Genomic DNA, 26,380 nt, shown 5'->3' with positions numbered 1-26,380 from the left:
CCTTATTTTTATTTTTATTTTTATTTTTATTTTTATTTTTTATGTTGCCATACAAGCTTAGGGTTTTTCCCATCAAATAATAATCCCTTTAATTCTGACACTCATTTTCTGGCATCACCCAAAGACACATTAGGGTAATGCCCTAATCTCAAACGGTCAGCTTTATTGTTATAATGAATCTGAATTGCCAAGCAATTTTCACTTTTGCAGACACTCTTATACTGATAGAGTCTCGATCAGTAACCTCGAAAGGTTTATCATGGCTCTTATTATGATATTTCTTTAATATAGGATGTGATAGCTTCATCCACTATCTACACAAGGGTTAGTTTTCTGTAGGTAACAGTGCAGACAAAAACAATGAATAAGCATAAATAACTTAGCTCGCAATAAAATAAAAAAACACAACAAGTTAATTTCAGGCCAATAAAAACGGGACAAAAACATACCAATGCCAACTAATCAAAACACCCATACACAGCCCACTATTCTTTGGCACGATTATGAAACCTGGGGGATATCACCAAAATTTGACAAACCCTCTCAGTTTGCCGGTATTCGCACAGATCTAGATTTAAATATTATTGGTGAGCCTGAAATGTTTTATTGCTCGCCACCCGCTGATTATCTGCCGCACCCTGAAGCTTGTTTAGTTACGGGTATTACCCCACAAAAGGCTTTGCGAGAAGGCTTAAGTGAGGCTGAATTTGCTGAGCGTATTCACGGACTATTTTCCCAAGCTAACACTTGTGTAGCTGGCTACAACAGTATTCGCTTTGATGACGAGGTAACTCGCTACTTATTCTATCGCAACTTTTACGACCCTTACGCGCGTGAGTGGCAAAATGGTAATAGCCGCTGGGACATTATAGATATGGTACGCGCTTGCTATGCCTTGCGCCCTGAAGGTATTGAATGGCCAACCGTTGAACGCGACGGCGAACAAGTGGTTAGCTTTCGTTTAGAGTTGCTAACAAAAGCTAATGGTATTGACCATGAAGCGGCGCATGATGCGATGAGTGACGTATATGCCACTATCGCTATGGCAAAGCTGATTAAAGAAAAGCAGCCAAAGTTATATGACTTTATCTTTAATTTGAAGAACAAAAAGCAGGTGGCTGAGCTCATTGATGTTTACCACATGACCCCTATTGTTCATACCTCAAGTAAAGTCTCTTCTTTACATGGTTGCACTAGCTGGTTTGCGCCGATTTGTTATCACCCTATTAATAAAAATGCCGTAATAGCGGTAGATTTAGCGCTTGACCCATCGCCGTTATTTGCACTGTCTAGTGCAGAAATAAAAGCACGTTTATATACCCGTTATGATGAATTAGCAGAAGATGAATTGCCGATCCCGGTTAAGTTGATTCACTTAAATAAGTGCCCTATTGTCGCACCAGCAAAAACCTTGTTACCTGAGAATGCCGAACGCTTAAACATTCCTCGCGAACTTTGTTTAGAGCATTTAAAAAGCCTTAAGCAACATACTGAACTTAGAGATAAATTAACCGATGTTTTTGCCAGTAATGACTTTGGTGATGAACCGGTAGAAGCTGAATTTGCCTTATATGGCGGAAAATTTTTCTCGCATGGCGACAAAGCGCAAATGGATATATTGCACCAATTAGCGCCAGAGCAATTGGGCACGCACCCTTTTCAGTTTCAAGATGAGCGATTAAACACCCTGTTGTTTAGTTATCGGGCGCGTAACTTCCCTTATACCCTAGACGACGGCGAGCAACAAAAGTGGCAGGCGCATTGTCAAAATCGCCTTCAGTATGGCACTAAAGGTTTATTGAGCGCTGATGAGTATATGATGAAGTTGGAAAACTTGGCCTTTGAACATGAAAACAACACCGAAAAAATGCAGTTATTAAAAGCCTTGTTTGAATATATCAGCAAATAATATTGCTTGAATTAATTATACCGGTTTTATTGATTAGCTGGCCTAGTTTATCCCTAGCAAAAACAGCCAAATTCAAGGCGTTTAGTTAATAACGCCTTGTGCTGATGGTTAGCTAAATAGCGCCCTAGTGTTAGTGCGAATGTTAGTGCTAATGGCTTATTGAAACCAAGTAACACCATCAGAAAACGAGTGAGTTTGGTATGACTTAATGAAAATAATTTAATGGTTATATCCGCGCTACTTTTTATCCTTTACTGGCATTCATGACGTAAATTGTAACTAACTCTTTAAATATAACAGCTTAATTTCGCTGATAGTTAAGCTGTTTAAACCCAGTAAAAACTTTGCTCCATACAACAGCTATCAGCTAAAGCTAAGCACTCTATCTCTGCTATAAACGTTAACAAATTTAATTTTAATAGGTTGAACAATATGAAAAAAGTTTCTTTTATTGGTTTAGGTGTTATGGGTTTTCCTATGGCGGGCCATTTGCAAAAAGCGGGTTATGAGGTAACTGTTTATAATCGCACGACAAAAAAAGCTCAACACTGGGTAGAGCAATATGGCGGAGCCATGGCTAGCACACCAGCAAAAGCGGTGAAAGACAGCGATATTGTTTTTGTATGTGTAGGTAATGATGATGACCTACGCCAAGTGGTTTTAGGGCAACAGGGCGTATTTTCAGGCATGAAAACTCAGGCTATTCTTGTCGACCATACCACAGCGTCGGCCACGGTTGCTCGCGAACTCGCTGAACAAGCTACTAAGCTTAATCTAGGGTTTTTAGACGCGCCCGTATCAGGTGGTGAGGCTGGCGCTGTTAATGGCCAATTATCAATTATGGTGGGCGGCGAGCAAAACACATACGCCGCAGCTGAAAGTGCGATGCAATGCTATGCCAAATTTAGTAAATTACTTGGGCCTGTCGGTAGCGGCCAATTGGCAAAAATGATGAACCAAATTTGTATCGCGGGTGTGATACAAGGTTTAGCTGAAGCGTTGCATTTTGGTCAAAACGCAGGGCTAGATTGCGAGCAGGTTGTTGAAGTGATCAGTCAAGGCGCTGCTGGTTCTTGGCAAATGGATAACCGCCATAAAAGCATGTTAAAAGGCGAGTATGATTTTGGTTTTGCGGTTGACTGGATGAGAAAAGATCTCGACATTGCCCTGACTGAGGCAAAAAATAATGGCTCTACCCTGCCATTAACCGCGCTAGTAGATCAATTTTATGCCGACGTACAAAAAAATGGTGGTAAACGCTGGGACACCTCAAGTTTATTGACCCGGTTGTCATAACTTATCAAGCGATATTTTAATGTTCAGGCGAAATTTTATCTGTTGTTTTACCCGTGATTTTCGTCTTTTTTAGCTGTTTTTATAAGCTTTAACTTTTATAAGCTATTGAGTACCCGCTCGAACACACTCTAAGCATCAGCCGCTTGCTAGCTATTATTATTCACTAAATATACTTGCCTGCTAGATGGAAATGCTGACGCGTGGATCTTGTTAATTTCACGCGTGATTTTCGTCTTTTTTAGCGGTTTTATAAGCTATTGAGTACCCGCTCGAACAAACGCTAAACATCAGCAGCTTGCTGGCTATTATTACCCGCTAAATATACTTGCCTGCTAGATTGAAGTGCTGACGCGTGGATCTTGTTAATTTCACGCATATACCTTATTCTGTTTTTACATTGATCCGACCAGTTGAGTATTATGACTAACGCTATTTACACCTTTGGTGCCAACAATTATAAAAATGAAGCCGTTGATTTTACTAAATATCAAGGTAAAACCCTGTTGATCGTTAACACAGCTAGTGCTTGTGGTTTTACGCCACAATATGCAGGTTTAGAAACACTATATCAAGAATACAAAGACAAAGGCTTTGAAGTACTGGCTTTTCCTTGTAACCAATTTGGTAAGCAGGAAAAAGCTGAGAACAGTGAAATTAAAAAGTTTTGCGATCTTAACTTTAAGATTTCATTCGACCTGTTCAGTAAAATAGAGGTTAATGGCGATAACACTCACCCGTTATATAAGCACCTAAAAAATGCAGCGCCAGGGCTCTTAGGCAGTAAAAGCATCAAGTGGAATTTCACAAAATTCTTGGTTAATAATCAAGGTAAAGTGATAAAACGTTATAGCCCAACCACTAAGCCCGCCGATATTGCCAGTGATATCGCGGCAATACTTTAATCAGTTTTAGTCGCCCAGAAAGTCAGCGCCTCAGTTTGATAATCAAGCGTTAGGCAATTTTTTAATTTTTTGTAGGTCGGACTTTAGTCTGACAACTGTTAAACAGGTAATTAACCTGTTGGGTTAACAAACACTGGCAGCTAGTATGATTTTTTCACTCAGAATTTATACCAGAAACAGTTAAATTTCATTTAACCTGATGGACTGAAGTCCACCCTACATCGAACCTACGTTGGGCTTATATTTAAGATACATAGGCTCTGTGGATGATAATCTAGCGTTGGGATGTTTTTTGTAGGTCGGACTTTAGTCTGACAACTGTTAAACAGGTAATTAACCTGATGGGTTAACAAACATTGGCAGCTAATATGATTTTTTCACTCAGAATTTATACCAAACACGGTTAAATTTCATTTAACTTGATTGACTAAAGTCCACCCTACATCGAACCTAAATCGAAGCTACGTTGGGCTTACATTGAAGCTAGATAGGTTCTGTGGATGACAATCTCGCGTTGGGATGTTTTTTGTAGGTCGGACTTTAGTCTGACAACTGTTATGTAGGCAATTAACCTGGTGGGTTAACAACATTGGTAGCTAGAATTATTTTTTCAGTCTGAATTTATACCAAAAACAGTTAAATTTCATTTAACTTGATGGACTAAAGTCCAACCTACATCGAACCTACATTCGGCTTGCATTAAAACTATATAGGCTCTGTGGATGATAATCTAGCGTTGGGATGTTTTTTGTAGGTCGGACTTTAGTCTGACAACCGTTAAACAGGTAATTAACCTGATGGGTTAACAAACACTGGCAGCTAGTATGATTTTTTCACTCAGAATTTATACCCGAAACAGTTAAATTTCATTTAACCTGATGGACTAAAGTCCAACCTACATTGGGCCTACATCTAGCTTACATTGAAGCTAGATGTAGGCCCTGCGGATGATAATCTAGCCGACTAAAACCCGACCTCCACTTCAATCTCTACAATATTTATTGGCCACTAAAAATTAACTGGATCAATAAATTTTTAACGTGCTAGGTCGCCAACTGCAGATCGCGTAATTTAGCAATTTTATCTCGTACCGACGCAGCCAATTCAAACTCTAAGTTTTGGGCATGATTAAACATGGTTGTTTCTAATTCTTTTACTTTTGCATCAATTTGTTTGGTGGTGAAGGTTTCATATTCTGAAGCTGGCTCAGCGGCTTTTAATGCTGCTGCGGCGCGAGTCTTGCCACCATCGAGGTCCATTACATCAGAAATATTACGTCTAACGCCACGCGGTGTAATGTTGTTATCAAGATTGTATTGGTGCTGTTTAACGCGACGTCGGTCGGTTTCATCAATTGCTTTACGCATTGAGCCGGTAATGCGTCCAGCATATAGAATTGCTCGGCCATTAATATTACGTGCCGCTCGCCCAATCGTTTGAATAAGTGAGCGTTCTGAGCGCAAAAAGCCTTCTTTATCGGCATCGAGAATCGCCACTAGAGAAACTTCTGGCATATCTAAACCTTCACGCAGTAAGTTAATACCTACGAGTACATCAAACTTTCCTAAACGAAAATCTCGGATAATTTCTACCCGTTCAACCGTATCAACATCAGAATGTAAGTAACGCGCTTTAACTTGGTGTTCGTCTAAATAATCGGTGAGATCTTCTGCCATACGTTTGGTTAATGTTGTGGCTAAAACTCTTTCATCAATTTTTACTCGTTTGCGAATTTCAGAAAGTAGATCATCGACTTGCGTGTCAACGGGGCGAACTTCTATGATGGGGTCAAGCAGTCCGGTGGGCCTAACGACTTGTTCAGCAATTTCACCGGCTGACTTTTCAAGTTCATAGTGACTTGGCGTTGCAGAAACGTAAATAGTTTGCGGCGACAAGGCTTCAAATTCTTCAAACTTCATTGGGCGATTATCAAGCGCCGAAGGTAATCTAAAGCCATATTCTACGAGGTTTTCTTTACGTGAACGGTCACCTTTGTACATAGCGCCAATTTGCGGCACGGTGACGTGTGACTCGTCAATGATCAGCAAGCCATCGCTGGGCAAGTAATCAAATAATGTTGGTGGTGCCTCTCCTGGTCCCCGGCCCGACAAATAGCGCGAGTAGTTTTCTATGCCGGAGCAATAACCCAGCTCGGTCATCATCTCAATATCAAATTGAGTACGTTGCACTATGCGCTGCTCTTCAATAAGTTTATTGTTTTCTTTAAGTTGAGTCGCTCTGTCTTTTAATTCAATTTTGATTTTTTCAACCGCAGCCACTATTTTTTCACGTGGTGTCGCGTAATGGGTTTTAGGATAAATAGTGACGCGAGCAACGGTGCGATCAACAGCGCCGGTGAGTGGATCAAATATGCTAATGCGCTCAATTTCTTCATCAAATAATTCAATACGTAAGGCCATGCGGTCTGATTCAGCAGGGAAAACATCAATAACATCACCGCGCACACGATAAGTGGCGCGCTGAAATGCCATGTCATTACGTGCATATTGCAATTCAGCTAAGCGCCTTAAAATGTCACGCTGATTAATAATGTCGCCCACGCTGATATGCAACATCATTTTCAAGTAGGACTCAGGATCGCCCAACCCATAAATAGCCGAGACAGAGGCGATAATAATGACGTCTTTTCGCTCTAACAGTGATTTGGTTGCCGATAAGCGCATTTGCTCAATATGTTCATTGATCGAGGCATCTTTTTCGATAAAAGTATCAGTGGTTGGCACATAGGCTTCTGGTTGATAGTAGTCATAGTAAGAAACAAAATATTCTACGGCGTTATCAGGGAAAAAATCTTTCATTTCACCGTATAATTGTGCCGCCAAGGTTTTATTTGGCGCTAACATCATGGTGGGACGATTAAGCTTTTCGATAACATTGGCGATGGTATAAGTTTTACCTGAGCCGGTTACCCCTAATAATGTTTGATGTGCTAAACCTGATTCAATACCATCAAGCAATTTTGCGATTGCCGTAGGTTGATCGCCGCTAGGAGTATAATCTGAATGTATTTTTAACGCTTTCATTAAGTAATAACCTCTGCCGTGACCCGATCTTTTTCACATTGCTTGTTAAACAAACCATAAGAAATAGCCGCCATCACTACATTTCCAAGTAAAGCTCCGATAAAAAAGCCTTCTATACCAAACCACAAACTACCCATATAAGCTAACGGCACATAACAAATAAATAAACGAATAATACTTAACACTAGCGCTACCATAGGCTTATGCAGTGCGTTAAATGATGAGTTTGTTAAAATAATAACGCCTTGAAAGCCATAACCTAAGGGTAAAATCCAAATAAAAAGTTTAATAATATCGGCAACCGCTTGCTCTTTAGAGAACACGTCGGCAATAAACGGCGCGGCTAACACGAGCACAACATAAACAAGCACCTGAAAGCCTAAAACAAATTTGATTGACGTTTTGTAACCGTCTTCAACACGCTTCATGTTGCCGGCACCCAAGTTTTGGCTGATAAAGGGCGGTAATGTCATCGACAGCGCTAACACCACTAAACAGGCAATAGATTCAATTCTTGACCCCACCCCAAAAGCAGCTACGGCTGATGCGCCATAGTTAGCTACAATCGCGGTTAACACGGCGGAGGCAGCTGGTGTTAACATATTTGCACCCGCGGCAGGTAAGCCAATATGTAAAATATCACGCGCCGAATAAATAAAGTCTTTAATGGCCATTAGATGGCGGTGAATTAAATCGCGTTTAATCGCTAAAATATATAAAACATAGCCTAAACCAAATAGCCAAGATATTAAGGTAGCAATGGCTGCACCTTCGATACCCATAGCGGGTACGGGACCAAAACCAAAAATAAAAATAGGATCTAATACGGCATTGATTAAGCCGGCGCTACCCATAATAATACTGGGTGTTTTGGTATCGCCATCAGCACGCAAAATAGCGTTACCTATCATAGGGCCAATTAAACAAATACAACCTAAAAACCAGAGATCCATATATTGATGAATTAAGGGGAGCAGTGCTTCGCTAGCCCCTAAAAGTAAAAAGGTTTCGTCAATCAGCAAATAACCAACAACGGCAAGCATACCGACAATGATTGCTGACAAATATAATGCGCTGGTTGCGAGGTTTTTTGCCGTCGCTTTGTCACCTTTACCCAGCGCTTTTGCAATAACGGCTGAGGTACCTATCCCTAAACCTATAGTGAGACTGATCACGGTAAAGGTAATAGGAAAAGTAAAACTAATTGCGGCTAAAGGCTCTGTGCCCAATAGCCCGACAAAAAAGGTATCAACTAAGTTAAAGGTCATCAATAAAATCAGGCCATAGATCATCGGCACTGTCATTGTTTTTAACGTTGGACCTACGGGGTCTTTAAGTAGATTTATTTGGTGAATAGTTTTAGTCTTAATCATTAATTTTTAAACGTAAGTGATGAACCGAATACACCTGCCATTGTAAAAGATCGTGATCGGTCTCGCTACGTATATATTTTATTAGTGATAATAATGAGACAACTTAAAGAAAAAACCATATAGCTGAAATAAAATAGACTATGCAGCTCTTCGCCAAAAACACCATAAATGTATAAAACATCACTCTTGAACAAAAAACACACGAACATGAGCGAAAACACGACAATATCACACTAACTACTTGTTATTAATTAACATTTAAACTTAGTCACAAAAATCTCCATTTGACTACAAGCCGCATTCTACCGTTTGCCTTACGTAAACGTACACTTTAACCCACATAGTTATCCACAGATAAAGTGGATAACTCTATTTTTAGTTGTTATTTTTAGTGCTGAGCATTTATTCATCATAAAATGCAGGAATGTTATCAACAACGCCTGCAATTTGAGCAAACGAGCAATAAAATGATTTTTTTCGAACTTTTGTGTTGACAGTATGACATGCGGCCTTTAATATTCGGCCCCGTTAGCCAGTAGCGGCTTTCAAAACAATTCCTCAATAGCTCAGTTGGTAGAGCAACGGACTGTTAATCCGTTTGTCCTTGGTTCAAGTCCAAGTTGAGGAGCCAAATTAAGAAGTGGTGGTTTTTATTTTAATATAAAAACGGCTATATTAGAAAATAGTAGAAGAACAATTCCTCAATAGCTCAGTTGGTAGAGCAACGGACTGTTAATCCGTTTGTCCTTGGTTCAAGTCCAAGTTGAGGAGCCACATTAAGATGTAATGGCTAGTGGTGATATTGCTAGCGGTTATATTAGCAAGTATAGTAGAAAGAACAATTCCTCAATAGCTCAGTTGGTAGAGCAACGGACTGTTAATCCGTTTGTCCTTGGTTCAAGTCCAAGTTGAGGAGCCACATTAAAGAACCTGCTTTTTTAAGCAGGTTTTTTTTCGTCTTGAATTTGATGAACGAATATCCCTCAAAAAATCACTTGGTAGAACAACAGCCCCGCTTTTGTAATTAATAAGCATTTGTCATTTCTTTGTAGGTCGGACTTTAGTCCGTCAACCGTTAAGCGAGTGATTAATGCTGTAGGCCAAAAAACATCAGCAGCCGGTATTATTTTTCTTAATTAGTCTTAATACCAAAAGCAGTTAAATTTCATTTAACCTGATGGACTGAAGTCCACCCTACATAGGGCCTACCGGTGACGATGTAGATGTAGATGTAGGCAATTTTTTGTAGGTCGGACTTTAGTCCGACAACCGTTAAGCTAGTGGTTAATGCTGTAGGCCAAAAAACATCGGCAGCAAATATTATTTTTCTTAATTAGTCTTAATACCAAAAGCAGTTAAATTTCATTTAACCTGATGGACTGAAGTCCATCCTACATTAACCCCATGTAAAGTTTACGGCTGTTCATGTAGCACTGGGCAAGTGTTTTATGATTTTTTTTTGTAGGTCGGACTTTAGTCCGTCAACCGTTAAACTAGTGGTTAATGCTATAGGCCAAAAAACATCAGCAGCAGATATTGTTTTTCTTAATTAGTCTTAATACCAAAAGCCGTTAAATTTCATTTAACTTGATGGACTGAAGTCCATCCTACATTAACCCCATGTAAAGTTTACCGGTGTTCATGTAGCACTGGGCAATTTTTGGTAATTTTTTTGTAGGTCGGACTTTAGTCCGTCAACCGTTAAACTAGTGATTAATGCTATAGGCCAAAAAACACCAGCAGCCGGTATTATTTTTCTTAATTAGTCTTAATACCAAAAGCAGTTAAATTTCATTTAACCTGATGGACTGAAGTCCATCCTACATAGAGAATACGGGTGACGATCTAGATGTAGGCCATTTTTTTGTAGGTCGGACTTTAGTCCGTCAACCGTTAAACGTGCAATTAACCTGATGAGTTAATTGCACTTATAGCAGGATATTATTTTTTCGCTCGGCATTTTTAACAAACACAGTTAAATTTCATTTAACTTGATGGACTAAAGTCCACCCTACATTAACCCAGATAAAGTTTACGCGTGTTTATCTGGCGCTTAGCGCTGCGTAATTTTTTTGTGATTGTTTTTTTTGATTTATATTTAGAAGATTTATTTCAAGAGGGTTTATATAAATTAGCCTATAAAAAAGGGCTAAATTTTCATTTAACCCCTGTATTGATATTTTAAGCTTAATAACTTATTTCATCATGGCATCGCGAGCGACTTTAAACTCACTGCCTTCACGCCAGTTTGGCCAGTCTTTTGTGTTGCTTAACATATAGCCTGTTTCAAAGAAGACTTGCAGCTCTGCAATCATGCCCTGCCAGCCCCAGTTTTCATTGTATTCGTCACAGGTTTGGTGATAACACTTAGCGACTAAAGCAGACACTTGCTCACCAATGGCTTTTTGCTCGGCATTAAGCCAAGTAGAGCCACCACCAGCGCTTAATGCCGGTACGCCTTTCTTTGCCAAACTAAAGTGGTCTGAACGATAATAGTAGCCACGTTCAGGGGTTTGCTCAGGGGTTAGGATACGCCCTTGGCTTTTAGCCGCTTTTGCTAAGTAATCTTCAAGTGCCGACTTACCAAAACCGACGACTGTTAAGTCAGTTTTCAAGCCTGAAATGTCTAAACTGTCCATGTTGATCAAACCTACGACTTTATTTAATGGCATGGTTGGGTGGTTGGCAAAATAACGTGAGCCTAAACGCCCTTGCTCTTCGGCTGTTGCCGCCATAAAGGTTACTGAGCGTTCAGGGGCTTTGTCTAACGCTTTATAGGCTTTAGCAATATGCATTAAACCTGCTGTACCTGTTGCGTTGTCATGTGCTCCATTAAAGTAAAGGGTTTTACCGTCAATAACGGTAGAGCCTAGGTGATCCCAATGTCCCATATAGATCACATGTTCATCAGGGCTCGTACGACCTGGAATTGTCGCGATAACATTATTAGATACTGAGGCTGTAATAGTATTGTTAACTTTGATGTTAGCCTTTAGTTTAAGTGGTACCGCTTGAAATTCATTCGACAATGCTTGGGCTTTTAAGCTATTAAAATCTAAACCAGCTTTGGCCATTAACTCGTGTGCTTTGTCTGTGCTGATCCACATTTCAACATCAACAACGGCTTCATTCACTTCTTTGGCTGGTAGATGGTATTGCGCGCCAGTCCAGCTGCTTTCGATAACATTCCAACCGTAACTAGCAGGTTTGGTTTCATGCACTATAATAGCGCCAGCAGCGCCTTGACGGGCCGCTTCTTCATATTTATAAGTCCAGCGCCCGTAATAGGTCATGGTATTGCCATCAAACAGTGCGGGGTCTTGTGAGGCATAACCTGGGTCGTTAACTAAAACCACAACCGTCTTTCCTTTGACATCAATATTTTTATAATCATTCCATTGATACTCAGGTGCGTTGATGCCATAACCAACGAAAACTAACTCAGAGTTTTCAAGGCTAATTTGTTCACGTGTTTGACGTGAGCTAGCCACATAGTTTTTAGGAAAATCAAAGGCTATATCAGCAATGGTTAGTGTGCCAACGGGCTCACTCACTATACTATTCATCGGTACCGCTTGAAGATAACTATCGCCATTACCCGGCGTTAAACCTAGTTTTTTGAATCTCGAAATCAACATGTTGGTGGTTAATATTTCACCTTCAGTTGATGGCTCACGGCCTGCGAATTTATCTGAAGATAATTTTTTTACATCAGCTTTTATCGCGTTAATATCAAACGATTGATACGCTGCAATGAAATTATCCTGAGCACAAGCACTCATCGACAGTAGTAAGGCGCCAGCACCTAGCAGTATTTGCTGACGTTTTTCACGAATATAACTCAACTTAATTCTCCTAAAGTTTATTCACCACAGTTTAAAAGTCATAAAATTAATGGTGAATTTAAATCACCTATCAGACTAACGGTATTCCTCACAAAACGCTAGAAATACCCAATCAATACAAAGCACTTGTTGCCTTAGTCATTAAAAATAAAACTACAGACTTCAGTTACTCAGCGATTATTTTACTTGTGGTTATTTACCAACCCAAGGCATTAACCTGGCGTAAATGCGGCTTAAACGCCGCTATTTTAAACACGGCTATAGGAAGGTTAACTTGATATGTTATTGGCTTTATAAAGACAGTGGCAAGGAGCAATGAATTTACGCACTATAGGTGCTAACTAATAGGGAAGTTAACGAATAGCCCAAAATTTAATTTCTTGCTCGGTCAAAAAATCTTCCGCCTGCGGCCCCTGCATTAAGGCTAATGTGGCTAATATTCCGGCTTGAATACATTGTGGTGCAACCACCGTAATAGAGCGCGGCGCTTGTACAACTGGCCAACCGGTTTTTGCATTTAAAATATGGCTATAACGAACGTTATCTTTGAATAAAAAGCGCTTTGCGTCACCGCTAGTGGCTAATGCGCCTTTTAACAGACTCACCACCATAGGCTTGCGTTCAATAAAACCTGGGTGCTCAATGCCTACTTGCCATGGCACATTGGTTTTACGGGGTTTATTAGCGGCTAAATCTCCACCTAAATTAACCAGTAGCGGCAATTGAGTAAATTCGTTGGCAATGATCATCGCTCTGTCTACTGCGTATTCTTTACCAATTCCGCCAAAGTCTATTTCCATATGCTCTGGCATTATGATTTGCTGTTCATCAAAAAATATTTTATGCCAACCGATGTTTTCTAAGCTTTTTTGTACATCGCTATCATGAGGAATATTATCGCTACCATCAAATTGCCAAACTTGCCGTAATACCCCAGATGTTATGTCAAAAACACCATCGCTGAGTTGATAACAAGTATCAGCAAAGTTTAATAACAAATAGGTTTCTTGATCTATAGCTAACGCCTGACCGCCACTATTATTTATAGCAGAACAAACACTGCTGGCTTGATAACGTGAGTATTTATCTTCAATGCGCCATACTTCATCAGCAATAAGCTTACCTAGGGTCAATGCAAGTTTGTGATCCTTGCTAGCCACTAGTACTTCACAAGGACTGGCCATGGCATCAAAACGCAAACAATGGCCGTCATCAGTTGCTGTTATTTCAACTTGTCTAACTGGCTTTTTCTTCAAGTGTTCTCCAATTTTTACCGCCATTTTATTTTTTCAACGCGTCCCTGCGTATTTAAACGAAGTTAAGCAAATTTCAGCGAAGTTAAGCGAAATTAAAATGAATAGCTAACTTGGGCGATAATCGCGTCTACACTTTCATATAAATCAACTTCTGCTAGCGCACCCGGTGCTTGATAGCCTGAATTTTTAGGGTCTTGTCGATAATACTCTAACCTAAAAGACAAGTCATTACCGTCGCTAAGCTTCATACCGTACTTCACCCCTAAGGTGTATGCGCTCATTTCTCCAATCCGATAATCTGCACTCGCAAATTCTGGAATAGCATTCGATTGTGCTAAAAATGGTTGGTAAAAGTCAGCAGCACTTTGTTGATAAAATCTAAAGTGAGGCTCGATATAACTATTACGAGACAGTGGTATTCTCAACCTTGAATCAATAGTATGAGAGTCTATTGCCCAGTCATCCCACATATAACGATAAGAGATATCAATAACGTTTTGTTCAAAGTGATATTTAGTTTGTGCAAATACACTTTGCTTAACGCGACTGTCAGGACGGTTTTCATAAAGGTAGTCTTGCGCAATGCCTTCGCTATTGACCAAACTTAACATTTTAAAAGGGTCGCTTAAATAACCATCAACTTTTGAATAAGAGTAATTAAACTGTGTGATCATGCGACGATTAATTACTTGTGTGAAACCAAACATGATATCTGCAGTAGTTTTGTCGTCACTGTCTGTTCTGCGCGTAGCATTAAAAGCCGTTTTACCCACGCTATTTACTGTCTCATCTTCAGCCTCTTCGTCGTTGCCATATTCGTCATCATCGTCATAAGCCGATGGCATTGATGCGAAAGCCAATGGAATACCACCTTCTGGTTCAAATGTGTCTTGAAAGTAACTTAACCCTACTGAAAATGTTGAGTTTTTATTGTTAAAGTCATACGCAAGGTTGCCATTAACCCCTAGTGATAAATAATCATATTCTTTTGAAATATGAACACCTGCACTACCGGTATAGTTTTCTGCTAATGGCTGAGTCCACTGGGCATTTAGCTGTACGCGAGTATCTTTAAATGTGTCGTCTAACGGGATTTTACCCGCTTGCGTTTGATAACTTCCCTTGCCTGAAGGTCGGGTAAATGTTTGCACATTCGGCTGTGCCGCTGCGCCAGTAGCCGAGGCACCTGTGAGTGAATCTATGGTTAACTTTAGATTCAATATTTCTTCATTTTCAAAAGTTTTTTGAGCGCTTATAACCGCTTCGGCGGCTGAAACGCGATCGCTTTCACTATAATATAAAAATGCACTCTCAAAATCCCAGGAAGATTCTTGCTGTGCTTTTGCAGGTGTCGTTGTGTCGTCTGCTGCATTGGCAATAACAGGTAATGTGCCTAACAACGCCGAGGTAGCAATAGTCAGTGCTGCCTTAATGTTTATTGGCGTCTTTTTGTGATTTAATTGCATCCGCAACCTCCGCCACCAAAACCTTTACCACCACTTGACGCTTCTTTGCTGAAATAGATATGATCATCAAGCGCAGAATCTATCGCTGAAGAGGTTAACGCCATCTCTTCTTTCGCTAATAAATCACGCTCCCATGGCTGTACGCCTAATGATGAACAGCCACTGGCTAAAAAGATTGCCGCTGACAATAACGAATACTTAATTATTGGCGAAGGTAAATCCGCATTAAAGTAATTTTTTTTGACCTGAAATATTTTCATCAATCTACTCCCTATTTAACTGCTAATAACGCCATTAATTGCGTTTCATAAAGCTTTACTTTTTTAGTAAAAAACCCTGTGTGTGCCTGCTGCACGTTACCCTGTTTGTCAATTAATAAGCTACTTGGCATGCCTTGAATATTAAATTGTTGCGCGATGTCACCTTCGGGATCATAGATAACTAAGAAGTTTGCCGGGTTTTCTAGCAAAAATTCTGTTGCTAATGTTTTATCGGCATCAAGATTGACACTAATGATGACAAAGCCTTGATCACGATATTTTTGCTGCATGTCGTTCATCCAAGGAAATGACTTACGACATGGCCCGCACCAAGAAGCCCAGAAATCAAGATAGACGACTTGTCCTCGGTGTTCGGCTAAGGTTTGCTGCAACTTAGTTTCGGGTATCGACATCGCTTGAGTATTTTTAACCAACAACAAGGAGAGTAATAACGCCAATACAGTAAAGGTGTTAATTAATTTTGGTAAAATTTTTGGCATAAACAGTAAAATTCATTAGTCTAGTTTTAAGGCCTTAACCTTATTTGATTTTTCTTAAGAAATCCTTAAGGTTTAATAAAAACATTGGATATAAATTTTCTCTAATGAGCCAAGTTACGTTATTATCGCTGACATATTTACTTATCCTTTTTTACTGGAAATTTTCACCTTGATTGATATCACCCTGCTCAGTTTATTTATCCCAACATTTTTTATTGTTAGCTTAACGCCAGGTATGTGTATGACATTAGCCATGAGCTTAGGGATTACCATCGGGGTGAGAAAAACATTATGGATGATGTATGGGGAGTTATTAGGTGTTGCTACCGTAGCTGTTGCCTCTGTATTAGGTGTTGCCACAATAATGACTAAGTTCCCAGAACTATTTCAAGCGTTTAAAATAATTGGGGCATTATATTTATTATATGTTGGTATTAATATGTGCCGAGCTAAAGGCAAACTTTTGACCAATTCAAATCAACACCAACAAGTCATTAAAAAGCGCAGCTTATTTCAACAAGGATTTTTTACTGCCATAGCCAATCCAAAAGGTTGGGCATTTATGATTTCGCTATTACCCCCTTTTATTAGCCAAACCCTGCCATTGGCACCACAATTGAGCATTTTAGTGGCGGTAATATTAATATCAGAATTTGTTTGTATGACCCTATACGCCACTGGTGGAAAAACTATTGGTAAGCTATTAACCCAAAGAAACAATGTACAACTGCTTAATAGAATATCAGGCAGTTTAATGATATTAGTGGCTATTTGGCTAGCCATTAGCTGATATAAGTTAAACGAAGCCTTTGCACTTAACAGTGGTACAAGGCTTATGATTCTGGTATGAATGCACTGGCAAATGTTTAAAGTGGATGACTAGCTAATGATGATTTTTAGTGCCATAGACTAATTTTATTACGTTATTGCCAGCGGTGATTTGTTCCTGTAACAAAGTCTGCGTACAACAAGATCACCCACTAAATAAAGCTCAGATGATTGTAGAGCTTTTAGCTTCGATAACTCGCCACAGTTAACATTTTTGTATAAGTTTTTTCTTTAACTGTGGTGAAGGTTAACCATATGCGCCATGTCATTTCCTCGGCGGAACAACTACCAACGAGTACCTCGGCTTTAAACACTTGTTTACTCGCTGTTTCACTCTCAATTGTACTCTCAAATGTACTCTCAAATTCACTCTCTATCTTTAACTGAGTTATATTGATTTGATCTGGTTTTACATTATCTAACTTTTTGTTATTCATTCTATTGTTTGGAAAACTCTCTTCAATAAACAAAGGTATTTTCCCCATATACATGTTAACACCTTCAAGATAACCACTAACGCTGGTCAGTGCTGGTGTACCTTGATAATTCAGCACCATATTAAATGCCTGCTCAGCAACTATTCTATCAACAGTAAATAGGACTTGAACTTGCCCTCCGGCTAAGTCGAATTGACATTGGCTTTGTTGAGTAATGCACTGTGCAGTGGGCACGTTCTGAACATCCACGGTTGGGTTAACCTTATCTTGGGGACTACAAGCGGTTAATAGAATGGCTGACAATGTTAATAAAATGTCTTGCGCTAATTTTTTGGAAATATTCATGACATGCTATAAAAGAAAGATATTTGTCGCTCATGATACACAAACCTTGGTGATATTTATCACTTTTTTATTGGCTTTTATTTATTGCGTTATACCAGGTTTTCAACAAAAAGCGCAGAGTTAGCTTTTGCTATGATCTTACACAAGATTACCCTCGTAATGCTTAGTAATTAAAGTCAGGTCACGGCAAAATAACAACATGGACTGACCTGTTATTAAAGTACCTTGGTATTAAAGTGCCTTGGTGATTTTTTTAGTTTTAAACAGAAAATGTTCAGCGAGATACTCCCTAAATTTAACACAGTATCTAGTGTTAAATAGTTTAAAAAGCGTATCATGTAGTTAGCTCGATAATGTTTGCCAACGTATTTGCCAAATATTATTGAGTTGCCATCATTTATCTTTAATTTAATCGTGCAAATATTAACCATAGCTTGATTCACTTTTTCCGCTAAATTAGCCCATTTTAAATGGTCTTCTTTTTCTAATAAAAAAACGAGTAAAAAAATTAATCAGCACTTGCTTATTAACTTATTGAACAATATTGCAGCAACAGAATTTTTTTGTTGATTTAAATCAAGATTTACGGTTGATTTATGGCATAGGCGAAAGGTAAAATTACGTAGCTTCTCAGCATTTTTCATGAAAAAGTTTATTTTTTACAGAAAATTGCAAAATTTAACTTAGTAACGGAACAATAAAAATGACAACAACGCTTGAACATCCGGCATATAACTTCAATGTGGTGCGTCAATTCACCGTAATGACAGTTATTTGGGGGATCTTTGGTACTGCATTAGGTGTACTTATTGCCGCGCAATTAATTTGGCCGGCACTAAATTTTGAAACACCTTGGCTAACCTATTCTCGTCTTCGTCCACTGCATACCAATGTGGTAATTTTTGCTTTTGGCACCAGTGCACTCTTCGCTACTTCATATTATGTTGTTCAGCGCACCTGTAAATCAGTTTTGTTTGGTGGCAAATTAGTCGCCTTTACCTTTTGGGGCTGGCAAGCGGTTATCGTGCTTGCCATTATCACTTTACCTATGGGTTACACTTCAAGTAAGGAGTATGCCGAATTAGAATGGCCGATTGACATTTTAATTGCTGTGGTTTGGATCAGTTACGCCATTGTGTTTTTTGGCACCTTAGTCAAACGTAATACATCTCACATCTATGTTGCAAACTGGTTTTTTGGTGGTTTCATTCTCACTGTAGCCGTTTTACACATCGGAAATAGCATGGTTATTCCGGTCTCGATGTTTAAGTCCTACTCAATATATTCTGGCGCTATCGATGCCATGATGCAGTGGTGGTATGGACACAATGCCGTAGGCTTCTTACTGACGGCTGGTTTCTTGGGTATGATGTATTACTTCGTACCGAAACAAGCTGAACGTCCAGTTTATTCTTACCGTTTATCAATTGTTCATTTTTGGGCATTAATTTCATTGTACATTTGGGCCGGTCCTCATCACTTACATTACACTGCACTACCTGATTGGGCTCAGTCAGTAGGTATGGTGATGTCAATCGTATTATTCTTACCTTCTTGGGGTGGTATGATTAACGGTATTATGACGCTTTCTGGTGCGTGGCATAAACTTCGCTACGACCCAATTTTGCGCTTCTTAATTGTTTCATTATCCTTTTACGGTATGTCTACCTTTGAAGGCCCTATGATGGCGATTAAATCGGTGAATGCATTATCTCATTACACAGATTGGACTATAGGTCATGTACATTCAGGTGCTTTAGGCTGGGTTGCTATGGTGACAATTGGTGCTATGTATCACTTAATTCCTGTGTTATTTAATCAAGGTCGTATGTACAGCACTAGGTTGATTAACGTGCATTTCTGGTTACACACATCAGGTATCGTTTTGTACATAGTCGCTATGTGGATCTCGGGTGTCATGCAAGGGTTAATGTGGAGAGCTGTTAATACTGATGGAACATTAACTTACAGCTTTGTTGAAAGTTTAGTTGCCTCTAAACCCTTCTACTTTATGCGTTTTGTTGGTGGTGTATTGGTTGTTATTGGTTTCTTATTGATGGCTTATAACATGTACAAAACAGTCTATGCTAAAGACAATAGTCTTAAGCCACTTGAAATAAACTAAGGAGCCGACAATGAAAAATAAACATGAAAAGTTTGAAAAAAATGTTGGTCTGTTTGCTATCTTTACTATTCTTGCAATCAGCATTGGTGGTTTAGTTGAAATTACACCTTTGTTCTTTCAAAAAGCCACCACAACACCGGTTGATAACCTAAGACCTTATACCGCGTTAGAGATGGAAGGTCGTGACATTTATATTCGCGAAGGTTGCAATGTTTGTCACAGCCAAATGATCCGTCCTTTTCGTGCTGAAACAGAGCGTTACGGTCACTACTCTGTTGCTGGTGAAGGTGTATGGGAACATCCATTTTTATGGGGTTCTAAACGAACAGGCCCTGATTTAGCCCGTGTTGGTGGTCGTTACAGCGACGATTGGCATCTTGCGCATTTACTTGACCCTCGTTCAGTTGTGCCTGAGTCAAATATGCCTTCGTTTAAATGGTTAGCTGAGACTAAGCTTGACGGCGAATTAACGGAGAAGAAATTATCAACATTTAATTTCTTAACCCGTAATCGTAGCCATAAAGACGAGCAAGGTAATGCTATTCCGCTTTACTCTGAAACTGAGCTGGCTAATGCAAAAAATGCAGTTGCAGGTAAAACAGAGATGACGGCATTAATTGCCTATTTACAATCTCTAGGTCATGCGCTGAAATGATAACTATAGACTACGGCACGCTTAGAGGGCTAGTTGCCCTATTAATATTGGCATTATTTATTGTCATTGTGGTTTGGTCGTATTCAAAAAAACGCAAATCAGCGTTTGATGAAGCGGCAAATTCAATTTTTGAAGAAGATACTGAAACTGAATTAAAGCACTCTGACAAAAATAACAAACAGGAGACTAATAACAATGTCTAGCTTCTGGAGTATTTGGATTACCGTTCTTACCTTAGGTACATTAGTGGGTTGTTATCTACTATTGAACTATTGCTTAAAGAACTTTGCAGGTGTTGAAGAAGGTGAGCCTACGGGTCATGTCTTTGACGGTATTGAAGAATTGAACAACCCATTACCGAAATGGTGGAGTACTTTCTTCTTATTAACCATTATCTGGGGTTTTGGCTATTTACTGCTTTATCCAGGTTTAGGTAACTTTCAAGGCCTATTAGGTTGGAAGAGTTCTAACCAAGGCATTTTAAATTTATCAGAATCTAAAGCAAGTATTGCTAATGCGAAAGCAGCGGGCATGTTAGTACAGTACGACCGAGAAGTTGCTGCTGCCGGTGAAAAGTATGGCCCTATTTTTGATGCCTATGCAGAGCGTAAAATTATTGACTTAGCAACCGCTAATGATGATGAAGCAACCTCTGCACGTAAAGTCGGACAACGCTTGTATTTACAAAACTGTTCTCAGTGTCATGGTTCTGATGCACGTGGTGCTACTGGTTTTCCTAATCTAGCTGATAAAGATTGGTTATACGGTGGTTCACCTGAAATGATCAAAGCTACTCTTATCCATGGTCGTAAGGCAAATGGCATGATAGCTTGGAGCGCAGCATTAGGCGGCGAACAAGGTGTTAAAGAAGTTACCGCCTATGTCTTGAGTTTAAGTGGTCGTGAAGTTGACACCAAAGCAGCAGAAGCGGGTAAAGTTAAATTTGCCATGTGTGCGGCTTGTCACGGTAGCGAAGGCAAAGGTAGTGATGCAATGGGTATTGCATTAGGTGCGCCTAACTTAACAGATAATATTTGGTTATATGGTGGTTCGCCACGTGCTGTTGAAATGTCAATTGCTAATGGTCGTGCTGGCGTAATGCCGGCTTGGGATAAAATCCTAGGTGAACAAAAAATTCACGTCATCAGTGCCTATATTTATAGCTTATCGCACGAGTAAAAATTAAAAATAATAATTAAATACAAAGCCTTGGAACTGTAATGTACTAAGGCTTTTTTATTTAAAAAAGAGTAAAGTTCACTAAATTAGCGTTTTTTAATAGTTAACACTTTTTAATAGTTAGCACTTAAGAATAGTCGTATAATACTCATTCTCTCAGCAAAGAAGAAATTTTCATGAAAACATCTTGGTACCGAGAACCTTGGGCATGGTTTGTATTTATATTGCCTTTTACCGTGGTAGTTGCCGGCATTGCCACCTTCATTATTGCCAATACTAATCCTGACACTCTGGTCGTTGGAGATTATTATAAAAAAGGTAAAGCGATTAACCTTGAATTGGGTAAAATTAAACAAGCGCAAAAGCTTGGGATGAGCTTTGGTTTAAAACTTGTTGACGATCAGCTTATTATTCGCCCAACGGGTATTGAAAAAGAATTTCCCTTACTTAATGTCAATTTTTATCACCCAACCCTAGCGGATAGAGATTTTTCTTTAGTATTAACACCTGATGGCAACGGTAACTTTACCCATATTTTTGAAGCTGATAAAAATGTGGCCGGTAAATGGCAGGTAACCATCACTCCGTTTGAAAATCACTGGAAAATTCAAGCTGTGATCACCCTACCTCAATCCGATTTTATTGCGATAGCACCGGACACAGCCCAAGCAAATTAATGAGCCAAGCTTAATGAACCTAGACTGTTTTCATTGCGGTGAGCCCGTACCCAATGGCATTAATTTAACCACGAGTATTGAAAATATTAATCAACCTATGTGCTGCATAGGTTGCCAAGCGGTAGCACAAACGATTGTCGAGAACAATTTAACTGACTATTACCGTTTTCGCAGTGCGCCAGCACAAAAAGGCGAAGTATTAATACCTGAACAACTGCAACGCAATAAAATTCTGGATGATGAAAGCTTACAAAACGAGTTTGCTTATTATCATGATGGTTTTAAAGAAACTATATTAACCATTGAAGGTATAAGTTGTTCAGCATGTGCTTGGTTAATAGAAATGCAAATCAGAAAACTCGCTGGCGTTAATAATATTAATGTTAACGCCACGACACAAAGAGCAACAGTCCAGTGGCAAGAAAACCAAGTAAAACTCAGTGAGATACTGAGTTTAATTGATAAAATTGGCTATCATGCTCTCCCCTTTAAAGCCAGTACAGCTGAAAAGGCCAATAAAAAACAAGCAAAAAACTTTATTAAACGCTTAGGCATTTCAGGCATTTTAATGATGCAAGTCATGATGATCGCGTTTGGTTTATACTTTGGTGCTTTTGCCGATATGGCTGAGTACAATGTACAGTATTTGCGCTGGGCCAGCCTTTTCTTAACCCTACCCATTGTTAGCTATGGCGCCTTTCCGTTTTATAAAAGTGCTTTTTTTGCCTTGAAAGCGCGACAACTTTCAATGGATGTACCTGTCTCTATTGCGATTAGCCTGGCTTTTCTTGCTAGCGTTTGGGCTACATTTACCCAGCAAGGTGAAGTGTATTTCGAGTCTGTTTCCATGTTTACCTTTTTATTACTGATTGGTAAATTTCTAGAGTTTAGGGCCCGCAGCCGCGCTGCTGACATCTCGGCAAATTTATTAAAATTAATGCCGATGACCGCCACTAAAATTGAACAGGGCATTGAACGCTTTATCTCAGCAACACATTTAAAAGCCGATGATATTATTTTAATAAAGCCCGGTGAAACCATACCCGCAGATTGCGAAATAATAACCGGCACTAGCCAAATCAATGAAGCCATGCTCTCTGGTGAGCAACTGCCGTTGCATAAAACAACGCTAGATAATCTTTATGCCGGTACCATAAATGGTGATGGTAATTTAACAGCAAAAGTTAGCCACAGTAACCAAGAATCATTTTTAAGCCAATTAATTCGCTTAAGTGAAAGTGCCCAAAGTCATAAACCTAAATTGGCGCAATTGTCCGATAAAATTGCCCAATATTTTGTTGCTCTTATCCTAGTTGTTGCCATTGCTACCGCAATATATTGGTCTCAACATCAACCCGCAGAAGCGTTTTGGATCACCTTATCTGTTTTAGTGGTAACTTGTCCCTGTGCTCTGTCATTAGCAACACCTACGGCATTAACCTGTGCAACCACTCGCCTTAACCGTGAAGGGATCATGATTAAATCAGCACATGTGCTAGAAACTATGCCTGAAATTGAGGTGATGGCTTTTGATAAAACCGGCACCTTAACGACGGGTGAATTTACCATTACAGCAGTCAAAACTTATGGCGCATTTGCAGATAAAAACACTCCAGATGGGCAACAACAAGTGTTGGCTATTGCGGCGGCGTTAGAAGCACACTCTGCTCACCCCCTAGCAAAAGCCTTTAGCCAGTTTCGTGATTTTAGCCAAACAGCAACTCAAGTGGTGGTTGCGCCAGGTGCTGGTATTTCTGGTGAGGTTAATAATCAGCATTACAGAATTGGTAAAAACTCATGGCTGCTCAGTAATAATGACAACAGTGCGCACAGTGCGCAGTGCGTATTAATGCAAGATGATAACTTAGTTGCTGAATTTTATTTACATGATGGTCTGCGTGAAGATGCTAAGGCATTAATTGATTTTTTACATCATGAAAACATTAAAACTGTCATGTTATCGGGTGATCATCAACAAGGCTGTGATAAATTACAAGCAAAGCTGCACCTTAATAGCGTACAAGCAGATTTGTCTGCACAAGACAAAGTCAACGCGATTAAACTACAGCAAGCCTCGCATGCTGTAGCTATGATAGGTGATGGCGTAAACGATACCCCAGTATTGGGCGCGGCGCATTTGTCCATTGCCATGGGCAGTGGCACTGATATTGCTAAAAGTGGTGCGGATGTGATATTACTGAACAATAAACTCAAAGGTGTGCAAACACTGCGACAGGTATCGTTAAATACTGCGCGAATTATAAAGCAAAATTACCTTTGGGCTTTTAGTTATAATGCCATTGTATTGCCATTAGCGGTTATGGGCTATATAGCGCCATATATGGCAGTCATTGGCATGTCGGCCAGTTCAATACTAGTGGTAAGTAATTCTTTAAGGTTATTAAAAAAATGAGTGTGATATACGTATTAATTCCCATTGCTATTTTACTTACCGCTATTGGTATTTATCTCTTTTTTTGGGCGGTAAAAACTGAGCAATTTGATGATTTAGAAAAGCAAGGCATGAGCATTTTATTTGAAGATGATCATGATAAAAAAAGCATTCATCAAAACAATAATGCTACGCCAATAACAACACAGATAGACAAAAAAAATACCTCACCAGAGCAAGCAGACGCACAGGTCAAAAAATAGTTTATGAGCCTTGATTTTTTCTCCGCATTTATCATCGGATTATTAGGCTCAGGCCATTGTATAGTGATGTGTGGTGGTATTAGCACCATGCTGACGACGGCGATTTCTGATACCTCTCGTCATAAAAAACACGCCATTATATTGGCCTATAACTTTGGTCGTATCGCCTCTTATAGTCTTATTGGCGCTCTTGTCGCATTCACCAGTTCAATGGCGACCAAAAATATCGGATTACCTGTTTCGTTGTTAAAAACTATTGCGGGTGTTTTTCTTATCTTATTAGGTTTGTATTTAGGCCAGTGGTTTATGTGGTTAAGCCGCGTCGAACATTTAGGTAAAAATATTTGGCGCTACATAGCACCACAGACTAAAAAATTTATTCCCATTAAAAACGTACAAAGTGCTTTCGCTTTAGGCGCACTATGGGGCTGGTTACCTTGTGGCTTGGTATATTCTACACTAACTTGGGCATTGGCTAGTGCCGATGCCCTTGATGGTGCCTTGATCATGTTTTTCTTTGGACTAGGCACCTTGCCTGCCTTACTTTCAGTATCACTAGGCACCATAAGTATTAAATCATTATTGAGTCATACACTATTTAGAAAGATAGCAGCCAGCTTAGTGATTTCATACGGCATCTATACTATACTTATTTTATATATATAACGTACCTGATATGGACATTATATATAAAAAGTCATGGAAAAAATCATGCGTACATCATGAAAAATTTTAAAGGATATTATGAGTTATAAATCATGCACTATTCATCAACATATTCACTGCCAAAACTGTAGTCTTAGTGAATTATGCTTACCCTTTTCTCTCAATGATAAAGAGTTAGAAACGTTAGATAATATTATCGACCGTAAGCTGCCGATCCATAAAGGTGAGCAAATATTTAACGACGGTCAACCCATGCATGCGCTATACGCCATACGTTCGGGCACATTTAAAACCTACACCATTAGTAAACACGGTGAAGAACAAATTACTGGTTTTCATTTAGCGGGTGATTTGCTTGGCTTTGATGCTATTGCCAATGCTCAACATCCAAGTTTCGCTAAAGCACTAGAAACCTCAATGGTTTGTGAGATCCCTTACAATACGCTCGATAATTTATCGAACAGCATGCCAAAATTAAAAAAACAAATTTTACGTATGATGAGTACTGAGATCCGTGAAGATCAAGAAATGCTAACATTACTTAATCGTAAAAATGCCGAGCAACGACTAGCAACATTTATCAGTACCTTAAGTATTCGTTACCATGCCCGTGGTTTATCTCCATCTGAGTTTCGTTTATCTATGACCCGCAGTGATATTGGTAACTATATTGGTTTAACGGTTGAAACCATCAGCCGTTTGCTTAACCGCTTTCATAAAAATGGTTTAATTGCCGTTGATGGTAAACTCATTACTATTTTAAGTTTTGACAAATTAAACGCATGCGCCGCACTTTAATGTCACGCTAACACCTGCTTTTCTACATTGCCTTATTAAGGTATTTCACGCTATGCTTAGCGTGAAATATTATTTATCACCGATAGCATAATAATTTGATTTAAGACAACTATTATTGCCTCAAAGTAGACTATTGTTATAACACTAGTAGACAATTGATAAAG

Annotated in this window: 21 protein-coding genes and 3 tRNA genes; 16 read left to right on the top strand and 8 right to left on the bottom strand. The window is 39.3% G+C overall.

Annotated elements, in window-relative coordinates; all coding sequences use genetic code 11:
- Positions 1-451: 451 nt before the first annotated feature.
- From sbcB to H4J61_RS12145, 3 genes are all read left to right on the top strand, one after another.
- On the top strand, positions 452-1,909 hold the full coding sequence (sbcB, locus tag H4J61_RS12155) for an exodeoxyribonuclease I (RefSeq protein ID WP_182185204.1): 1,458 nt from the start codon (positions 452-454) through the stop codon (positions 1,907-1,909).
- 432 nt (positions 1,910-2,341) lie between these two features.
- The gene (locus tag H4J61_RS12150) at positions 2,342-3,205 is read left to right on the top strand and encodes an NAD(P)-dependent oxidoreductase (protein WP_182185203.1); all 864 of its coding nucleotides are present in this window, start codon (positions 2,342-2,344) and stop codon (positions 3,203-3,205) included.
- A 419-nt stretch (positions 3,206-3,624) separates the two neighbouring features.
- Positions 3,625-4,107, top strand: a complete 483-nt coding sequence (locus H4J61_RS12145) for a glutathione peroxidase (RefSeq protein WP_182185202.1) — start codon at positions 3,625-3,627, stop codon at positions 4,105-4,107.
- A gap of 1,043 nt (positions 4,108-5,150) precedes the next feature.
- Here H4J61_RS12145 and uvrB read toward each other — a convergent pair.
- Together uvrB and H4J61_RS12135 are read right to left on the bottom strand one after the other, a co-directional pair.
- Entirely contained in the window at positions 5,151-7,151 is a 2,001-nt protein-coding gene (gene uvrB / locus H4J61_RS12140; RefSeq protein WP_182136336.1) for an excinuclease ABC subunit UvrB, read from the bottom strand.
- Entirely contained in the window at positions 7,151-8,524 is a 1,374-nt protein-coding gene (locus H4J61_RS12135) for an MATE family efflux transporter (RefSeq protein ID WP_182185201.1), read from the bottom strand. Before H4J61_RS12135 ends, uvrB begins: the two co-directional genes overlap by 1 nt.
- Positions 8,525-9,079: 555 nt before the next feature.
- On the opposite strand from H4J61_RS12135, the gene H4J61_RS12130 reads away from it, so the two are divergent.
- From H4J61_RS12130 to H4J61_RS12120, 3 genes are all read left to right on the top strand, one after another.
- A tRNA-Asn gene (locus H4J61_RS12130) sits at positions 9,080-9,155 on the top strand.
- 67 nt (positions 9,156-9,222) lie between these two features.
- Positions 9,223-9,298 (top strand) — tRNA-Asn (locus H4J61_RS12125).
- 69 nt (positions 9,299-9,367) lie between these two features.
- A tRNA-Asn gene (locus H4J61_RS12120) sits at positions 9,368-9,443 on the top strand.
- Between the two features lie 1,276 nt (positions 9,444-10,719).
- Here H4J61_RS12120 and H4J61_RS12115 read toward each other — a convergent pair.
- The 5 genes from H4J61_RS12115 to H4J61_RS12095 form a co-directional block, all read right to left on the bottom strand.
- Positions 10,720-12,306, bottom strand: coding sequence for a M28 family metallopeptidase (locus H4J61_RS12115; protein WP_182185235.1), 1,587 nt, complete (start codon positions 12,304-12,306; stop codon positions 10,720-10,722).
- Positions 12,307-12,722: 416 nt separating this feature from the next.
- Positions 12,723-13,625, bottom strand: a complete 903-nt coding sequence (locus H4J61_RS12110; protein WP_259363285.1) for an FAD:protein FMN transferase — start codon at positions 13,623-13,625, stop codon at positions 12,723-12,725.
- Between the two features lie 92 nt (positions 13,626-13,717).
- Positions 13,718-15,091, bottom strand: a complete 1,374-nt coding sequence (locus tag H4J61_RS12105) for a DUF3570 domain-containing protein (protein ID WP_182185199.1) — start codon at positions 15,089-15,091, stop codon at positions 13,718-13,720.
- A complete protein-coding gene (locus tag H4J61_RS12100) occupies positions 15,082-15,351 on the bottom strand; it encodes a DUF4266 domain-containing protein (protein WP_259363283.1) in 270 nt (89 codons plus the stop codon). Before H4J61_RS12100 ends, H4J61_RS12105 begins: the two co-directional genes overlap by 10 nt.
- Positions 15,352-15,362: 11 nt before the next feature.
- A complete protein-coding gene (locus H4J61_RS12095) occupies positions 15,363-15,851 on the bottom strand; it encodes a TlpA disulfide reductase family protein (RefSeq protein WP_182185198.1) in 489 nt (162 codons plus the stop codon).
- A 169-nt stretch (positions 15,852-16,020) separates the two neighbouring features.
- On the opposite strand from H4J61_RS12095, the gene H4J61_RS12090 reads away from it, so the two are divergent.
- Entirely contained in the window at positions 16,021-16,641 is a 621-nt protein-coding gene (locus tag H4J61_RS12090; RefSeq protein WP_182136331.1) for a LysE family translocator, read from the top strand.
- 220 nt (positions 16,642-16,861) lie between these two features.
- Here H4J61_RS12090 and H4J61_RS12085 read toward each other — a convergent pair whose 3' ends face one another.
- Positions 16,862-17,461: a hypothetical protein gene (locus tag H4J61_RS12085; protein ID WP_182185197.1), complete on the bottom strand. Its 600-nt coding sequence runs from the start codon at positions 17,459-17,461 to the stop codon at positions 16,862-16,864.
- A gap of 703 nt (positions 17,462-18,164) precedes the next feature.
- Here H4J61_RS12085 and ccoN point away from each other — a divergent pair.
- From ccoN to fnr, 9 genes are all read left to right on the top strand, one after another.
- Complete coding sequence (ccoN, locus tag H4J61_RS12080; RefSeq protein ID WP_182185196.1) at positions 18,165-19,586, top strand: cytochrome-c oxidase, cbb3-type subunit I; 1,422 nt, start codon at positions 18,165-18,167, stop codon at positions 19,584-19,586.
- A gap of 10 nt (positions 19,587-19,596) precedes the next feature.
- Positions 19,597-20,241 (top strand): cytochrome-c oxidase, cbb3-type subunit II, encoded by a 645-nt coding sequence (gene ccoO / locus H4J61_RS12075; protein ID WP_182136328.1) that lies wholly within the window; start codon positions 19,597-19,599, stop codon positions 20,239-20,241.
- Entirely contained in the window at positions 20,238-20,444 is a 207-nt protein-coding gene (locus tag H4J61_RS12070; RefSeq protein ID WP_220461033.1) for a cbb3-type cytochrome c oxidase subunit 3, read from the top strand. The genes ccoO and H4J61_RS12070 overlap by 4 nt, the downstream gene beginning before the upstream one ends.
- On the top strand, positions 20,437-21,420 hold the full coding sequence (gene ccoP / locus H4J61_RS12065) for a cytochrome-c oxidase, cbb3-type subunit III (protein WP_182136327.1): 984 nt from the start codon (positions 20,437-20,439) through the stop codon (positions 21,418-21,420). The genes H4J61_RS12070 and ccoP overlap by 8 nt, the downstream gene beginning before the upstream one ends.
- Before the next feature lie 176 nt (positions 21,421-21,596).
- On the top strand, positions 21,597-22,097 hold the full coding sequence (locus H4J61_RS12060; RefSeq protein ID WP_182136326.1) for a FixH family protein: 501 nt from the start codon (positions 21,597-21,599) through the stop codon (positions 22,095-22,097).
- 13 nt (positions 22,098-22,110) lie between these two features.
- On the top strand, positions 22,111-24,510 hold the full coding sequence (locus H4J61_RS12055) for a heavy metal translocating P-type ATPase (RefSeq protein WP_182185195.1): 2,400 nt from the start codon (positions 22,111-22,113) through the stop codon (positions 24,508-24,510).
- Entirely contained in the window at positions 24,507-24,752 is a 246-nt protein-coding gene (gene ccoS / locus H4J61_RS12050) for a cbb3-type cytochrome oxidase assembly protein CcoS (protein WP_182185194.1), read from the top strand. Before H4J61_RS12055 ends, ccoS begins: the two co-directional genes overlap by 4 nt.
- Positions 24,753-24,755: 3 nt before the next feature.
- Positions 24,756-25,418: a sulfite exporter TauE/SafE family protein gene (locus H4J61_RS12045; RefSeq protein ID WP_182185193.1), complete on the top strand. Its 663-nt coding sequence runs from the start codon at positions 24,756-24,758 to the stop codon at positions 25,416-25,418.
- A 78-nt stretch (positions 25,419-25,496) separates the two neighbouring features.
- Complete coding sequence (gene fnr, locus H4J61_RS12040) at positions 25,497-26,216, top strand: fumarate/nitrate reduction transcriptional regulator Fnr (protein ID WP_182136322.1); 720 nt, start codon at positions 25,497-25,499, stop codon at positions 26,214-26,216.
- Positions 26,217-26,380 lie beyond the last annotated feature (164 nt).

The sequence above is a fragment of the Colwellia sp. MB3u-4 genome (assembly GCF_014077065.1).
Taxonomy (GTDB): Bacteria; Pseudomonadota; Gammaproteobacteria; order Enterobacterales; family Alteromonadaceae; genus Cognaticolwellia.
Note: the sequence above shows the minus strand (reverse complement) of the source record. Positions and strands in the feature narration are given on the sequence as shown.

Bases quoted from the DNA above. Each gene is read 5' to 3' on its own strand.
- sbcB (WP_182185204.1), top strand. From the start codon at position 452: ATGCCAACTAATCAAAACACCCATACACAGCCCACTATTCTTTGGCAC.
- H4J61_RS12150 (WP_182185203.1), top strand. From the start codon at position 2,342: ATGAAAAAAGTTTCTTTTATTGGTTTAGGTGTTATGGGTTTTCCTATG.
- H4J61_RS12145 (WP_182185202.1), top strand. From the start codon at position 3,625: ATGACTAACGCTATTTACACCTTTGGTGCCAACAATTATAAAAATGAA.
- uvrB (WP_182136336.1), bottom strand. From the start codon at position 7,151: ATGAAAGCGTTAAAAATACATTCAGATTATACTCCTAGCGGCGATCAA.
- H4J61_RS12135 (WP_182185201.1), bottom strand. From the start codon at position 8,524: ATGATTAAGACTAAAACTATTCACCAAATAAATCTACTTAAAGACCCC.
- H4J61_RS12115 (WP_182185235.1), bottom strand. From the start codon at position 12,306: ATGAGTGCTTGTGCTCAGGATAATTTCATTGCAGCGTATCAATCGTTT.
- H4J61_RS12105 (WP_182185199.1), bottom strand. From the start codon at position 15,091: ATGCAATTAAATCACAAAAAGACGCCAATAAACATTAAGGCAGCACTG.
- H4J61_RS12100 (WP_259363283.1), bottom strand. From the start codon at position 15,351: ATGAAAATATTTCAGGTCAAAAAAAATTACTTTAATGCGGATTTACCT.
- H4J61_RS12095 (WP_182185198.1), bottom strand. From the start codon at position 15,851: ATGCCAAAAATTTTACCAAAATTAATTAACACCTTTACTGTATTGGCG.
- H4J61_RS12085 (WP_182185197.1), bottom strand. From the start codon at position 17,461: ATGAATATTTCCAAAAAATTAGCGCAAGACATTTTATTAACATTGTCA.
- ccoN (WP_182185196.1), top strand. From the start codon at position 18,165: ATGACAACAACGCTTGAACATCCGGCATATAACTTCAATGTGGTGCGT.
- ccoO (WP_182136328.1), top strand. From the start codon at position 19,597: ATGAAAAATAAACATGAAAAGTTTGAAAAAAATGTTGGTCTGTTTGCT.
- H4J61_RS12070 (WP_220461033.1), top strand. From the start codon at position 20,238: ATGATAACTATAGACTACGGCACGCTTAGAGGGCTAGTTGCCCTATTA.
- ccoP (WP_182136327.1), top strand. From the start codon at position 20,437: ATGTCTAGCTTCTGGAGTATTTGGATTACCGTTCTTACCTTAGGTACA.
- H4J61_RS12060 (WP_182136326.1), top strand. From the start codon at position 21,597: ATGAAAACATCTTGGTACCGAGAACCTTGGGCATGGTTTGTATTTATA.
- H4J61_RS12055 (WP_182185195.1), top strand. From the start codon at position 22,111: ATGAACCTAGACTGTTTTCATTGCGGTGAGCCCGTACCCAATGGCATT.
- ccoS (WP_182185194.1), top strand. From the start codon at position 24,507: ATGAGTGTGATATACGTATTAATTCCCATTGCTATTTTACTTACCGCT.
- H4J61_RS12045 (WP_182185193.1), top strand. From the start codon at position 24,756: ATGAGCCTTGATTTTTTCTCCGCATTTATCATCGGATTATTAGGCTCA.
- fnr (WP_182136322.1), top strand. From the start codon at position 25,497: ATGAGTTATAAATCATGCACTATTCATCAACATATTCACTGCCAAAAC.